General features: G+C 69.3%; 13 protein-coding genes. 9 read left to right on the forward strand and 4 right to left on the reverse strand.

Features of this window, described 5'->3' with window-relative positions; translation table 11 throughout:
- Positions 1-44: 44 nt before the first annotated feature.
- The 6 genes from H7F30_RS00605 to H7F30_RS00630 all read left to right on the forward strand — a co-directional run bounded on the left by H7F30_RS00605 (position 45) and on the right by H7F30_RS00630 (position 3,357).
- Positions 45-563: an O-acetyl-ADP-ribose deacetylase gene (locus tag H7F30_RS00605; RefSeq protein WP_187036078.1), complete on the forward strand. Its 519-nt coding sequence runs from the start codon at positions 45-47 to the stop codon at positions 561-563.
- Positions 564-603: 40 nt separating this feature from the next.
- Positions 604-972, forward strand: a complete 369-nt coding sequence (locus tag H7F30_RS00610) for a MazG nucleotide pyrophosphohydrolase domain-containing protein (RefSeq protein ID WP_187036080.1) — start codon at positions 604-606, stop codon at positions 970-972.
- The gene (locus tag H7F30_RS00615; RefSeq protein WP_187036081.1) at positions 969-1,502 is read left to right on the forward strand and encodes a methylated-DNA--[protein]-cysteine S-methyltransferase; all 534 of its coding nucleotides are present in this window, start codon (positions 969-971) and stop codon (positions 1,500-1,502) included. The genes H7F30_RS00610 and H7F30_RS00615 overlap by 4 nt, the downstream gene beginning before the upstream one ends.
- Positions 1,503-1,578: 76 nt before the next feature.
- Complete coding sequence (locus H7F30_RS00620; RefSeq protein WP_187036084.1) at positions 1,579-2,094, forward strand: RNA polymerase sigma factor; 516 nt, start codon at positions 1,579-1,581, stop codon at positions 2,092-2,094.
- A complete protein-coding gene (locus tag H7F30_RS00625) occupies positions 2,091-2,726 on the forward strand; it encodes a methylated-DNA--[protein]-cysteine S-methyltransferase (RefSeq protein WP_187036086.1) in 636 nt (211 codons plus the stop codon). The genes H7F30_RS00620 and H7F30_RS00625 overlap by 4 nt, the downstream gene beginning before the upstream one ends.
- A 109-nt stretch (positions 2,727-2,835) precedes the next feature.
- Positions 2,836-3,357 (forward strand): DUF4240 domain-containing protein, encoded by a 522-nt coding sequence (locus H7F30_RS00630; protein WP_129664043.1) that lies wholly within the window; start codon positions 2,836-2,838, stop codon positions 3,355-3,357.
- A 133-nt stretch (positions 3,358-3,490) separates the two neighbouring features.
- Here the strand turns inward: H7F30_RS00630 and H7F30_RS00635 are convergent, their stop codons facing one another.
- Entirely contained in the window at positions 3,491-4,078 is a 588-nt protein-coding gene (locus H7F30_RS00635) for a DinB family protein (RefSeq protein ID WP_129664041.1), read from the reverse strand.
- Between the two features lie 197 nt (positions 4,079-4,275).
- Between H7F30_RS00635 and H7F30_RS00640 the strand changes: the two genes are divergently transcribed.
- The 3 genes from H7F30_RS00640 (at position 4,276) to crcB (ending at position 7,192) form a co-directional block, all read left to right on the forward strand.
- Positions 4,276-6,303, forward strand: coding sequence for a PhoX family phosphatase (locus H7F30_RS00640; protein WP_187036088.1), 2,028 nt, complete (start codon positions 4,276-4,278; stop codon positions 6,301-6,303).
- 107 nt (positions 6,304-6,410) lie between these two features.
- On the forward strand, positions 6,411-6,836 hold the full coding sequence (locus tag H7F30_RS00645; protein WP_187036090.1) for a CrcB family protein: 426 nt from the start codon (positions 6,411-6,413) through the stop codon (positions 6,834-6,836).
- The gene (crcB, locus tag H7F30_RS00650; RefSeq protein ID WP_187036093.1) at positions 6,833-7,192 is read left to right on the forward strand and encodes a fluoride efflux transporter CrcB; all 360 of its coding nucleotides are present in this window, start codon (positions 6,833-6,835) and stop codon (positions 7,190-7,192) included. The genes H7F30_RS00645 and crcB overlap by 4 nt, the downstream gene beginning before the upstream one ends.
- Here the strand turns inward: crcB and H7F30_RS00655 are convergent.
- The 3 genes from H7F30_RS00655 to H7F30_RS00665 all read right to left on the reverse strand — a co-directional run bounded on the left by H7F30_RS00655 (position 7,130) and on the right by H7F30_RS00665 (position 12,824).
- Complete coding sequence (locus H7F30_RS00655; protein WP_187036094.1) at positions 7,130-8,692, reverse strand: cell wall metabolism sensor histidine kinase WalK; 1,563 nt, start codon at positions 8,690-8,692, stop codon at positions 7,130-7,132. The two genes, crcB and H7F30_RS00655, sit on opposite strands and share 63 nt — an antisense overlap.
- On the reverse strand, positions 8,689-9,411 hold the full coding sequence (locus H7F30_RS00660) for a response regulator transcription factor (protein ID WP_047311104.1): 723 nt from the start codon (positions 9,409-9,411) through the stop codon (positions 8,689-8,691). The genes H7F30_RS00655 and H7F30_RS00660 overlap by 4 nt, the downstream gene beginning before the upstream one ends.
- Positions 9,412-10,535: 1,124 nt before the next feature.
- Entirely contained in the window at positions 10,536-12,824 is a 2,289-nt protein-coding gene (locus tag H7F30_RS00665) for a bifunctional UDP-sugar hydrolase/5'-nucleotidase (protein ID WP_187036096.1), read from the reverse strand.
- Between the last annotated feature and the right edge of the window lie 35 nt (positions 12,825-12,859).

Raw genomic sequence — 12,859 nt, forward strand, 5'->3', positions numbered from 1 at the left:
CGCACTGTTGACGACGACCACCCCGTCAGGCGCACGATGAACCCATGGCCACACCACGCATCGAGATCACCCTGGGCGACATCACGACGGAGGACGTCGACGCCGTCGTCAACGCCGCCAATTCGAGCCTGCTCGGGGGTGGCGGTGTCGACGGAGCGATCCATGCCGCAGCCGGTCCCGACCTCCTCGCGGAGTGCAGGCGGGTGCGTGCGAGCGACTACCCGGACGGCCTCCCGACGGGCCGAGCCGTCATCACGGGGGCCGGTCGGATGCCGGCGCGTCACGTCGTTCACACGGTCGGCCCGAACCGTCACGCCGGCCAGACCGACCCGGCGCTGCTCGAGTCGTGCTTCCGCGAATCGCTGCAGGTGGCCGACGAGGCAGGCTGCCGGTCCGTCGCCTTCCCCGCCATCAGCGCCGGCGTGTACGGCTGGGACGTCCACGAGGTCGCTCGCGTCGCCGTGCGTACCGTCCAGGCAGCGTCGTGCGAGAACGTCGACCTCGTCCGATTCGTCCTGTTCGACAAGCGGTCCGAGGACGCCTTCCAACTCGCCCTCGGCTGACGGGGCCGGCCTTGTCGGTTCCGCGTGATTGCATGACGGCATGGAACTCGGTGAGTGGAGTGAGCGCCTCGAACGCGTGTCGGCGGGCTACGGCGACTACTACGGCGTCGAGCGCTCGCCCGAGTGGACGCTACTCAAACTCACCGAGGAGGTCGGCGAACTCGCCCAGGCGCACCTCGCGCTGAGTGGTCAGGGGCGCAACCGCGGCAAGAGCCCGGACGAGTTGCGCACCGACCTCGAGGGCGAGGTCGCCGACGTGCTCGCCATGGTGCTCGTCTTCGCCGGGCGCGCCGGAATCGACGCGGAGGCGGCACTCGAGCGGAAGTGGCTTCCGTGGGAGCGCTTCCACGGCGAGCGGGCGGCAGGCGGCGATCCGACTCCGCCCGGCGCCATCGAGGAGCGCCAATGAGCCCCTCGCGCCGGCACACCCGCATCACGACGCCGCTCGGCGATCTGCTCCTCGGCGCGAGCGCCGACGCCGTTGTCGGCGCCTACTTCGACGGCCAGAAGTACCAGCCGGAGACCGCGTGGTTCGGCGACGACGTCACGGGCACCGGCGACGACGTCCTCACGGAGGGCTCGCGACAGCTGAGTGAGTACTTCTCCGGCGACCGCCTGACGTTCGACCTGCCGCTCGCGCCGGTGGGCACCACGTTCCAGCAGCGCGTGTGGCAGCAGTTGCTCCTCATCGAACCGGGAAGCACCTCGACGTACGGCGCCATCGCCGCAGCCCTGAGCGACGACGGTGAACTCACGCCGGGGCTCGCCCAGGGTGTGGGGCAGGCCGTGGGGCACAACCCGGTCTCCGTCGTCGTGCCGTGCCACCGCGTCGTAGGATCCGACGGTTCGCTCACCGGCTTCGCGGGTGGGCTGGAGCGCAAACGGTGGCTGCTCGCCCACGAGGAGAGCGACGAACAGCGCGCCACGCGCCTGTTCTGATCGCTCCGTCCGCCGTGTCGAACCTTTCTTTCCGCCGCGACCTCACACTTCGGCCCCGTCGCGCGACTACCCGGTGATGACGAACCAACCGCTCTTCCACGAGATCGTCGAGGCCCACTCCTCGACGGTGCTCGCCGTGTGCGCCTCGGTCCTGGGCCCCGGCCCCGACGCCGAAGACGCGTGGCAGGAGACCTTCGTCTCGGCGCTCAGGGCCTACCCCTTCGACGGGGTAGCGAACGTCGAGGCGTGGCTCGTGCGGGTCGCCGGTCGACGCTGCATCGACGTCCTGCGTGGCCGTCGACGAGAGCAGCCGATCGACGACGCCGACCTCCTCGGGGTGCTGGGTCGCGACCACGCTCCGGGCGCCGACGAGCTCGCGCTCCCGGACGAGGTGTGGGAGCACGTCGTGACGCTCACGCCGCGGCAACGGTTCGTCATCGTCCACCGGTACGTGGCGGGGTGGAGTTTCGGTGGGATTGCAGCCGAACTCGATTGCAGCCCGGCTGCTGCGCGACGCTGCGGCTCCGACGCCGTCGCCGCCCTGCGAGCTCGCCTCGTGCCGTCCGACACGCCCACCGAGGAGTCCCGATGACATCCACACCGGCAGAAACCGCTTTCGAGGAGCGCCTCGCGGCCTTCGCGCAAACCCATGACACCGAGAGGCTCGCCACCCGTCTCGCGGCGAGTGGCTCGGGCGACGTCGACATCGTCTGGTGCACTCACGACTCGCCCGTCGGCACCCTGCTGCTCGCCCTCGCCGACGATGCCCTGGTGCGCGTGGCGTTCGAGCGCGAAGGGTTCGACGTCGTGCTCGAGAGCCTCGGGGAGCGCGTCGGACGCCGCACCCTGCGGGCCGCAGCGCCGGCCGACGATCTGCGCCGTCAGCTCGATGAGTACTTCGCGGGCGTGCGCTCGAACTTCGAGACGCGCATCGACCTGCGCCTGTCGAGCGCACCGTTCCGGCGGGAGGTACAGAGCAAGCTCGCCGACATCCCGTACGGCACCACCGCGAGTTACGCGCAGGTGGCGACGAACGCGGGGCGCCCCAAGGCGGTGCGCGCCGTCGGTTCGGCGTGCGCCACCAACCCGCTGCCCATCGTGTTGCCGTGCCACCGCGTCGTGCGTAGCGACGGCGGTTACGGCAACTACCTCGGGGGCGAGGAAGCCAAGCGTTTTCTCCTCGACCACGAGCACGCCCACGCTCCGGCCGCAGCGTGCGGCTGAAGCCGTCAGACCCAGCGCCAAAGTCGAGACCGAGCTGTCACCTCACCCTCTTCCCACGGGCACGAGCGCGGTCGTAGCCTGTTGAAAAGCCTCGACTCGGGAGCACACGATGGACCGGACGCAGTACTGGGAACTCATCGAACAGGCACGTGACGCCGTGCCGGACGGCGACTGCGACGAGAAGGCCGACGCCTTCGTCACCGCGCTCGCCGAGCACGGCGCCGACGAGATCGCCGACGCGTGGTTGCGCCATCGCGAACTCATGCACGACGCCTATTCGTGGGACGTCTGGGGCGCCATCTCGCTCCTGCTCGGCGGATGCAGCGACGACAGCTTCGACTACTTCCGCAGTTGGCTCATCCTCCAAGGCAGGGAAGCGTTCGACGCCGTCATCGACGATCCTGATTCGCTCGTTGATCTCGTGCCCGACGGCGAGATCGACGAGAACGCCTACGAGTGCGAGGAACTCGAAGGCGCGCCCTTCGTCGCCTACGAGGAGGTCACGGGCGAACAGATGCCGCTGCATCGCGACATCCCCGACGAACCCGACCTCGGCGAGGAGTTCGACTTCGACGACGACGAGGAGATGAAGCGTCGCTACCCGCGGCTGTGGGCGCGCGTCAACGGCTGATCGCCGCGGATCAGCTCGTCGTCACGAGCCGAACCAACGTGAGGAGGCGACGGGAACCGCCCGGTTCCCGTCGCCTCCTCACGTTCTCGTTCGAGCGTCCGCCTGCCTGTAGGGCGAACGCAGCACGCCTCCGTCAGGCGCTCACGTCCTTGAGGTGATGCTCGAGGTCGTGGAGGAAGTAGACAGCCAACGTCGCCACGGTGAAGGTCGAACCGTTGTCCCGCAGGCCTCGCCGACCCCACTCATCGTCCCTGACGGCGTCCCACTGGTCGGCCGTCTGCGTCGCCTCACGGCGGTAGGCCTCGGCCACACCCTGCGGGTCGTCCTCGCCGTAGCGCGAATCGACGGCCACCGTATCCGGATCCCAGTTCGGGAACGTCGGGTCGTCCTGCGCGAGCATGAGGTCGAGGCGGCCGCGGTACAGCGCGTTGATGTCACGTACGTGGCAGGCGTACTCGAGCGGTGACCACACGTCCGGAGCCGGACGACGCGGCGCGTCGAGGCGGTCGAGCACGGCCTCCCACTTGGGGATGGTCGCGCGAACGCGCTTCCCGGTCGTCTGGACGTCGAAGTCCGGGGAGAAGCCGCATTCGTCGCACCCATCGGTGACGACAGCCATCCAGCCCTTGTCGGGCGATGCGCCGTCCTCACCGTTCTGACGTGCGGATTCGGTGTCTTCGACGGGCCGCTCGGCGAGCCCGCCCTGCTGGTTTTCGTCCATGCTCGCCACCCTGCCACGACAGGCGCTCAGGTTCACGTCTTAGGCGAACCTCAGTCACGGAATGCTTTGGCGCAGTTCACCTCACGTCTGCTCTCACGTCGCTTGCCGAGCGCTTGCACGCCACAGGATCGCTCCCCGTGGGCGTCTGCGGATGCCCCTGGCCCTCGCCCCATTTCCGAACGCACCAGGAGTCTCCCGTGAGCCCGAAGCTGCTTCCCCTCGTCAACACTCGTCACGGCTCGCGCAGCTACAAGACGTGTGAGTACCGCTGCGCGAACCAGTGCGACGCCCCGACGCCGAACACGTCGGAGAACGAGGAGTTCGCGACGCTCGCCCGTCGCGCCATCGCTCGCCGCTCGGTGCTCAAAGCCACGGCCGGAACGATGGTTCTCGGCGGCCTCGCGGCCTCGCCGGCCGCAGCAGGCGGCAAGGGGCACGGCCACGGCCATGGCCACCGTGGTCCGAAGAAGGTCGGAACGACGGAGTTCACCTCCGTCGCGCCCAACCGCAAGGACGACGTCGTCAACGCTCCCGAGTTCACGCACGACGTCGTCATCCGCTGGGGTGACCCGGTGACGGCACGCGCGCCCAGGTTCAACGCCTACAAGCAGACGCCGGAGGCTCAGGCCCAGCAGTTCGGCTACAACAATGACTACGTCGGTCTCATCCCGCTCGACGGCCGCCGCGCTCTGCTGTCGGTCAACCACGAGTACACCGACCCGGAGCTCATGTTCCCCGCAGGCATGGACGAGCTGACGAAGAAGAAGGTCGAGATGGCTGCCCACGGCCTCGCCGTCGTCGCCATCGAGAAGGGCCGCAAGAAGGGTTCGTGGCACACGGTCGACCCGCGCCGCTCGCGCTACAACCGTCGCGTCACGGCGTCCACGCCGCACCAGGTCGACGGCCCCGCCGCAGGCCACCCGATGCTGCGCACGAAGGCCGACCCGCGAGGCCGCACGATCCTCGGAACGTTCGCCAACTGCTCCGGTGGCACGACGCCGTGGGGTACGACCCTGCACGGTGAGGAGAACTTCCACGGCTACTTCGACGCCTCCGGTTCGCTCGACTCGACGCAGTCCGCTGCGTACGCGCGCTACGGCATCAACGGCAAGGGCAAGGGCTGGAAGGACGTCGACGAGCGCTTCGACCTGACGAAGGCCCCGAACGAGCCGAACCGCTTCGGCTGGGTCGTCGAACTCGACCCGCTCGACCCGAGCGCGCCGCCGGTCAAGCACACGATGCTGGGGCGCCTCAAGCACGAGGGCTGCAACGTCACGATCGCCGAGGACGGCCGCGTCGTCGCCTACACCGGTGACGACGAGAAGGGCGAGTACATCTACAAGTTCGTCTCGCGCGACCGCTACCGCCGCGACCGTTCGCCGCACTCGCGCCGCCACAACAAGGCGCTGCTGTCGGCCGGCACCCTCTACGTCGGTAAGTTCACCGGTGACGGCACCGCTGACGGCCTCCACGACGGCACCGGCACCTGGATCCCGCTCACGAGCGACCGAAAGTCCTACGTGCCGGGCATGAGCGTCGCCGAGGTGCTCATCCACACGCGCGTCGCCGCCGACAAGGTGGGCCCGACGAAGATGGACCGCCCCGAGGACATCGAGCCGAACCCGGTCAACGGCAAGGTCTACTGCGCGCTGACGAACAACTCCGACCGTGGCAAGAAGTTCACGACGGACGAGGCGAACCCGCTCGGCACGTCGATGGTGCGCGAGTCGCTCGGTGCGCCGCTGACGGCGAAGTCGGGCAACCGCAACGGCTACGTCCTCGAAATCACCGAGAAGGGCCGCAAGACGGCGACGTCGTTCACGTGGGATCTCATGCTCATCTGCGGCGACCCGGCCGCGCAGGAGACCTACTTCGCGGGCTTCCCGAAGGAGCAGGTCAGCCCGATCTCGTGCCCGGACAACGTCGCCTTCGACGCCGAGGGCAACCTGTGGATCTCCACGGACGGCAACGTCCTCGGCTCGAACGACGGCCTCTTCCGGGTGCCCACCGAGGGCCCTGAGCGCGGACGCGTGCAGCAGTTCCTCACCGTGCCCTTCGGCGCCGAGACCTGTGGCCCGCTCGTCTCCCCCGACCAGCTGTCGGTCTTCACCGCCGTTCAGCACCCGGGTGAGACGGACGACGCCACGTTCGAGAAGCCCACGAGCACGTGGCCGCACACGGACGCCTTCCCGCGCCCGTCGGTCATCGTCTCGTACGCCAAGTGACGGCACCGATCGTCTGAGGGAGCGGCCCGAGCGCGCACGGTGCGCGTCGGGCCGCTCGTTCGTGTCCACGCCCGCGCACCGTCATGGACGTTCTACGCTGACCCACGATGCCCGACGACGCCCGCCCCGCCCACCGCCATCCACGCGCGGTGGCTCTCGTGGCGCTCGGTGGGGCGCTCGGCGCGGCGGCCCGCTTCGGCGTCGCCGAGGCGCTGCCCCACGCCGACGGTGACGTTGCGTGGGCGACGTTCGTCGTCAACATCGCGGGTGCCTTCGTGCTCGGTTGTCTGCTCGAAGCGCTGACCCGCAGCGGACCCGACACCGGGACACGCCGCTCCGTACGCCTCGTCCTCGGCACCGGGTTCTGTGGTGCCTTCACGACGTACAGCACCTTCGCGCACGACACCGTGACGCTCGACAGGGGCTTCGGCGTCGGGGTGGGCTGGGCCGCGCTCCACGTGACGAGCGGTCTCCTCGCCGCCGCGTTCGGCGCCGTCGTCGGCGCTGCCGCCACCTCGAGGCGGCGGGCATGACGGCGCTTTTCGTTGCTCTGGGCGGCGCGCTCGGCGCGGTGCTGCGTTCGGTGACCGACGGCGAGATCAAGCTGCGCTCCCGCCGCACCTGGCCGATCGCCACGTTGTGCATCAACGTGGTCGGCTCGTTCGTGATCGGCCTCGTCGCGGCACTGAACACGAGCGCTACGGTGACCGCCTTCGTCGTCACAGGGGTGTGCGGCGGGTTCACGACGTTCTCGACGGCCAGCGTCGAAGCGATCGGCTTGGTGCGCGAGCGCCGCGGCGTGACGGCTCTGGCCTACGTCCTCGCGTCAGTGCTCGTCTGCGTTTCTGCGGTTCTCGTCGGCATGGCGCTCGGGCGCGCGCTGGTCTGAGCGCGGACGCTCGTTGGGGAACCAGGCCTCGACGGTGAGGCCGTCCGGGCTCGAATCGAAAGTGAGGCGCCCGCCGACGGATTCCATGAGGGCCGTCGTGATGGCCAGACCGAGCCCCGAACTCGTCGCGCTCGTGCGGTCGCGGTTACCGAATCTCTTTCCGGGAGAGGCGGCCACGGCTTCGGGCAGGCCCGGACCGTTGTCCTCCACCCGCACCACGACTCCACCGTCTCGCACGTCGACCGTGACACCGACGTCGGTGCCGGCCGGCGTGTGCCGCCGAGCATTGGCGACGAGGTTCGTCACGACACGACGCACGCTCGCCTCGTCACCGACGACGACGGCGGGCTCGTCACCGGCGTGGAACGCCCACCGGTGTTCCGGCGCGAGCAGCGTGGCGTCGGAGAGTGCTTCGAGGGCGATGAACGTGACGTCGACCTCCGCGTCGTCCAGTTGACGCTCGTCCTCGACGCGCGCCAGAACGAGCAGGTCGTCAACGAGCCGGCCCATGCGCCGCCCCTCGCGTTCGATGCGCTCGAGCGATGGACGCAGCTGGTTGCCCTCCGGGGCGAGCGCCGTGATGGCCGCGAAGAGTTCATCGGCCTCGGCCGGAGTGAGTTTCTCGCCGGGCTCCAGGCGTGCAGGCCACACGTGCGACATGTTCGCGTAGTAGTCGTCGACGATCGAACCCGACAGTTCCGCGTGCGAGCGGACGACGGCGATGGGCGTCCGGAGTTCGTGACTGACGTCAGCGAGGAAGGCGCGCCGGGTGGCCTCCCCCTCGTCGCGCCGTCGCAGAGCCTCCTCGACCTGCTCGAGGAGGTTGTTGACCGAGCGAGCAACCGCATCGACCTCCTCGACACTCGATTCCCCCTCGGGGACGCGTCGGCGCACGGCGTCCGTCACCGAGCCGACCGGTGTGGCCGCCATGTCCGACGTCGTGGCCGCGATCTCCCGCAGGGGCCGCGTGAGCCGACGCGTTCCGAGGGCTCCGACGCCGGCGGCCAGGACGCCCGCGAGAAGCCACACGACCCCTTCGAAGAGTCCCAGCTTGGCGAGGTCACGCTCGGTCGTCTCGTCGGAGGTCGCGACGAGAACCCGCCGTTCGGGTGTTACGGCGACCAGCACGCGCATCTCGTCCCGGTCGGGGAACGTGACCGAGTGAAGCCCCGGCGGCCCCTGCACGAGACGCCCGAGTTCGTCGCGATCGGCCGCAGTGACCGTGCGGTCCTCACCGACGGCCGCGATGTCGACGTCGTCGCCGGTCTGCCACAACGCGAGGCTTCCGCCCGGCAGTTCGGACGCGAGTTCTTGCACGCTCGCCTGGGGATGGGACACCGCCGTACGCAACTGCCTGTCCATGGAGTCGTGCAAGACCGTGCGGGTGACGAGTACGGACACGCTGGTGCCGACAGCCGTCACGCAGAGCGCCAGAAGGACGATGAGCGTGACGATGCGACGCTCGAGGGTGCGCGGCAAGAAGCTGCGCAGTGCTCTCATGCGCCCGGACGCATCGTGTACCCGATGCCCCGCACGGTGCGGATGAGCGGGAGCCCGTCGGCATCGATCTTCTTGCGCAGATACGAGATGTAGAGCTCGACGACGTGCTCGCCGCCGGCGAAGTCCTCACCCCAGACGGCCGAGAGCAGCTCTTGCTTGGAGCACACCCGACGGGCGTTCTCAGCGAGGTGGCGGGCGAGCGCGAATTCCGTGGCGGTGAGCTTGATGGGCACGCCCGCACGCTCCACCTCGAAGGTGGAGGTGTTGATGACGAGGTCGTCGACGGCGAGGTGATCGCCCTGCGCCGCTGCGGTGAGGCCGCGACGGCGCACGAGAGCCTCGGCTCGCACGATGACCTCTTCGAGGCTGAAGGGCTTCGTCAGGTAGTCGTCACCACCCTGGCGGATGCCGGCAACGCGATCGTCGACGCCGTCCCGCGCCGTGAGGAAGATGACGCCGACCTCGGGGTTGAGCGCACGCAGCCGAGCGAGCACCTCGAAGCCGTCGATGTCGGGAAGACCGATGTCGAGGACGACGACATCGGGTTCGCTGATGCGGCACTTGGCGACGGCCACTTCCCCGGTGGGCGCCGACTCGGCGTCCCACCCCTGGAAGCGAAAACCTGCAGTGAGGGAGTCGACGAGCCCGGGCTCGTCGTCGACGACGAGGACACGCAGTGCTCGGCCACCCGTGTGGGGAGGCGTTTTCGGTGCGCTCATGCGTCCACAGTAGGGCGTCGCCCACCGCGCGAGGCCACCCTTGGCCGCGGCAGGTCGCATGAGAAGAAATTCTGAAAAAGTAGTTGTACGTTCAATGACGTGCCCGGGGTCGTGCTCCCGTTCCCCCCTTTGTGTGATGCGCCCCGGGCACACTCACTCTTCGCAGCGCGGCTGCGCACTGCGGGCTCGGTGTCCACAAGCAGCGCGGGAATCGCGCTCTTCGATCGGCTCGAGCGGGCCCTTCCACAGGCCGCACCACGCGACCCTTTCGTGGTTGGTCAGTTCGGGCCACGCTCCTTTTCATGGACCCGAGAACCGAGACTTCCCGCCTCGTCCTGGTGAGCAGCGAGCCGGATGAACTCCGCACCAGCCCAGCGCTCCCGGACGCACGCCACGCCACCTCAGCTTGTCTGGACGACGACCTCGACTGGCACGCCCTGCTGCTCGCGGCGGGCATCCGCCAGGAGCGAGGCGACCCCCGCGAATGGCGCGCGGCACCTCGACGGGCCGGGCTCGCCTCCTCAGTCATCGACGCGATCATGACGCCCCGCGTCACCTCCGTCACGGTCGAGAACGCCGTCACGAGGTTCGTCGACCGCTTCGGTGACGGCGACCTCGACGTCCTCCGGGGCGCGATGGACGAGCTCGGGGCCGAGCGGTGGCGCACTGAGGTTCTGACGAGCCATCGGGTCGTGCCGCGGAAGGACGCCCCGTACAAGGCCGACGTCATCGCCGAGGCTGCCGAGGTGCTGCGCCACTACGACGTGTGGGCCGCCGACCACCTCGTCGAACGCGCTCGGGACGAGCTGCTGCGCGGAGCGTGGTGTGCCGTCACCGGCCAGTCGAGCGGCTTCACCTGGCGGCATCTGCTGCTGGCCGCGGGCTTGGACGATCCCCTCGTCTGCCCGCTCACGCGGCGGTTCGTCCGGCGTCACCTCGGACGGCGTGCGGCCGCCGCACCGGAGACGGAGCTCCTTGCGGTCATGACGCGGGCCGCCTGCCTGCTCGGCGTCGACACGCTGAAACTCGACCACCAACTCTGGCGCGCTGCGCTCACGCCTCCGCCCCACCGTGGCGTGAGCCAGGGCGGGGCGGGGAGCGACGGCGTCAGCCGCGAGGAGACATCAGACGGTGCGACGCAGGCGAGCGACGACGGCGCCGATGCCGGCGACGAGCAGGAGGCCGAGGCCCGCGAGGCCAGTGACGGCCTGCTCGTTCCTCATCCCGTCGGTCTCGACCTTGGGGCCGGTGGTCGAGGTGCTGGAGGATGACGGGTTACCGCCACCGCTCGTGCTCGTACCGTCCGTCGGGGACGCCGTCGGCTCGTCCGTGGTGGACGGGTCGCTCGGCTCGCTCGTGCTCGAGGGGTCGCTCGGCTCGCTCGTCGGGTCCGTGGGTCCCGTGGTCGGGTCCGTCGGCTCGGTGGTCGGGCCGGTCGGGGTCGTCGTCGGCGCACCACCCTCGATCGTGACGGGGAAGCCGCCGCTCGTGCCGGTCGGCGCAGCCTTGAAGGTGACGAGGGCATCACCCGAGGCGTCGGCCGGCACCGTGAACTTCACCGAAGCCGTGCCGTGGTTGGCCGGGTAGGGCGGTGTCGTGGACGAGCTCGTCGTGATGGGGAACGTGCCCACGGACGTGCCGTCGACGAAGACCTCGACGCTCTTGTTGGCGGGCGCGCCCTTGCTGGTCATGTCGAAGCCGGAGACGGTGAACGACGCCTCCTTGCCCGCGGTGAGCTTCGTCGGCTGGTCCACCACGGAGAGCGACTGCTTGGCGTAGCTCGGCGAGAGCGGGCTCGCGGCCTTGAGCCACTCGACGAACAGACCCTGGTCGATGAGGCCGGAATCGCTCACGGCTCCGCCCTCCTTGAGGGCGGTGAAGTTGTCGCCACCGGTGATGAGGAAGGAGTTGGACGCCACCGTGTAGCTCTTGGACTCCTCCAGCGGCTTGCCGTCGACGAGCACGGACGTGATGCGCTCACCGGCGGGCTTGTTCTCGTCGAACGTGTACGTCACGTTCTTCGACAGGCCGAGCTTGAGGAACGGGCGCGAGCTGCCCTCCGGCTGCCACTGCTGCTCGAGAATCTTGACGAGCGTTGCGCCCGTGACCTCACGGGTTGCGACGGTGTTGTTGAACGGCATGACGGCGGCGGCCTGCGCGAAGGTGAGGTTGCCGGACGCGTCGGGCACGAGGTCGGCGCGCACGCCGCCGGGGTTCATGAGGCCAATCTCGACGCTGCCGGTGCGGCCCGGCTTGTTGAGCGAGTCGACGTAACTCTGCGCGATGAGGTTCGACAGGTTCGACTCGGCCAGACGGTCGTCGCGGCTGCCGTCCGCCTTGAGCGCCGAGGTGATCGGACCGCTGCTCTGGGCGACGACCTGCTTGCCGATCTCTTCGGCGCGGGCGTTGGCGGAGTCCACGACGGCGGCAGCAGCCGTGTACGCGGGCAGCGAGGCGCACGCGTCGCTCGGTGCACTCACCGGCCGGTTCGTCACCTTGTACTGCGTCACCTTGCCGCTCGCCTTGTCGTAGCCGAGCTGCAGAACGCCGAGGTACTTCGCGTAGAAGTCGGTCTGAATGATCGGGCGCGTGCCTTCACCGCCGGGAACAGGCGCGTCCCAGCTGTAGAGCTGGTGGGTGTGACCGGTGAAGATGGCCGAGACGTCGCCGCTCGTCTTCGTCACGATGTTGTTGAACACGGGGCTCGCGGCCTGCATCGACGACAAGGTGGCCTCGCCGCCCTCCGGCGCACCCTCGTGGTACTCGGCGACGACGACGTCGGCCTCACCGTTCGCGGCGTTCCCGTCCTTGAGCTTGGCAGCCACGCGGTTGACGGCAGCCACCGGATCGCCGAAGGTCAGGCCGGCCACGCCGTCACCGGCCACCATGTTCGGCGTGTCCGTCGTGACAGCACCGACAACGGCCACCTTGACGCCGTTGACATCGAGCACCTTGTACTCGGGCAGAGCGGGTGTCGTGGTGCCGCCCTTGTAGACGTTGGCGCCGAGGTAGGTCCAGCTCGCGCGCGAACTGACCCGGCCCGTGAGGTCGTCGAAGCCCTTGTCGAACTCGTGGTTGCCCACCGAGCTGGCCTCGAGACCGAGAGCGTTGAGGAAGTCGATCGAGGGGTTGTCCTGCTGCGAGGCCGACTCGAACGGCGTGCCACCGACGTTGTCGCCCGCGGAGATGAACGACGCGTCCGGGTACTCGGCCTTCGCCGACGCCACGGTGCAAGCGAAGTCCTTGGTGAAGTGGCCGTGGAAGTCGTTGGTACCCAGGAGCGTCAGAGGCGTGAGGTCGCCGTCGAGGGAGTCGACAGGCGCAGCGGCGAGCGCGGAGGGGGCGAACGTGCCGGCGCACGCGAGGGCGAGGACGCCGGTGAATGCGGATCGGCGCACGAGGGAGCTCGACATGGTTGGGGGTGTCCTTCGGATTCGGCTGCGCCGCA

The organism is Dermacoccus sp. PAMC28757 (genome assembly GCF_014302635.1).
In the GTDB taxonomy this organism is placed as follows: Bacteria; Actinomycetota; Actinomycetes; order Actinomycetales; family Dermatophilaceae; genus Dermacoccus; species Dermacoccus abyssi.

Excerpts from the sequence above, each read along its gene's own strand:
- H7F30_RS00620 (WP_187036084.1), top strand. The coding sequence starts at position 1,579 with ATGACGAACCAACCGCTCTTCCACGAGATCGTCGAGGCCCACTCCTCG.
- H7F30_RS00660 (WP_047311104.1), bottom strand. The coding sequence starts at position 9,411 with ATGAGCGCACCGAAAACGCCTCCCCACACGGGTGGCCGAGCACTGCGT.
- crcB (WP_187036093.1), top strand. The coding sequence starts at position 6,833 with ATGACGGCGCTTTTCGTTGCTCTGGGCGGCGCGCTCGGCGCGGTGCTG.
- H7F30_RS00630 (WP_129664043.1), top strand. The coding sequence starts at position 2,836 with ATGGACCGGACGCAGTACTGGGAACTCATCGAACAGGCACGTGACGCC.
- H7F30_RS00605 (WP_187036078.1), top strand. The coding sequence starts at position 45 with ATGGCCACACCACGCATCGAGATCACCCTGGGCGACATCACGACGGAG.
- H7F30_RS00645 (WP_187036090.1), top strand. The coding sequence starts at position 6,411 with ATGCCCGACGACGCCCGCCCCGCCCACCGCCATCCACGCGCGGTGGCT.
- H7F30_RS00665 (WP_187036096.1), bottom strand. The coding sequence starts at position 12,824 with ATGTCGAGCTCCCTCGTGCGCCGATCCGCATTCACCGGCGTCCTCGCC.
- H7F30_RS00635 (WP_129664041.1), bottom strand. The coding sequence starts at position 4,078 with ATGGACGAAAACCAGCAGGGCGGGCTCGCCGAGCGGCCCGTCGAAGAC.
- H7F30_RS00655 (WP_187036094.1), bottom strand. The coding sequence starts at position 8,692 with ATGAGAGCACTGCGCAGCTTCTTGCCGCGCACCCTCGAGCGTCGCATC.
- H7F30_RS00615 (WP_187036081.1), top strand. The coding sequence starts at position 969 with ATGAGCCCCTCGCGCCGGCACACCCGCATCACGACGCCGCTCGGCGAT.
- H7F30_RS00625 (WP_187036086.1), top strand. The coding sequence starts at position 2,091 with ATGACATCCACACCGGCAGAAACCGCTTTCGAGGAGCGCCTCGCGGCC.
- H7F30_RS00610 (WP_187036080.1), top strand. The coding sequence starts at position 604 with ATGGAACTCGGTGAGTGGAGTGAGCGCCTCGAACGCGTGTCGGCGGGC.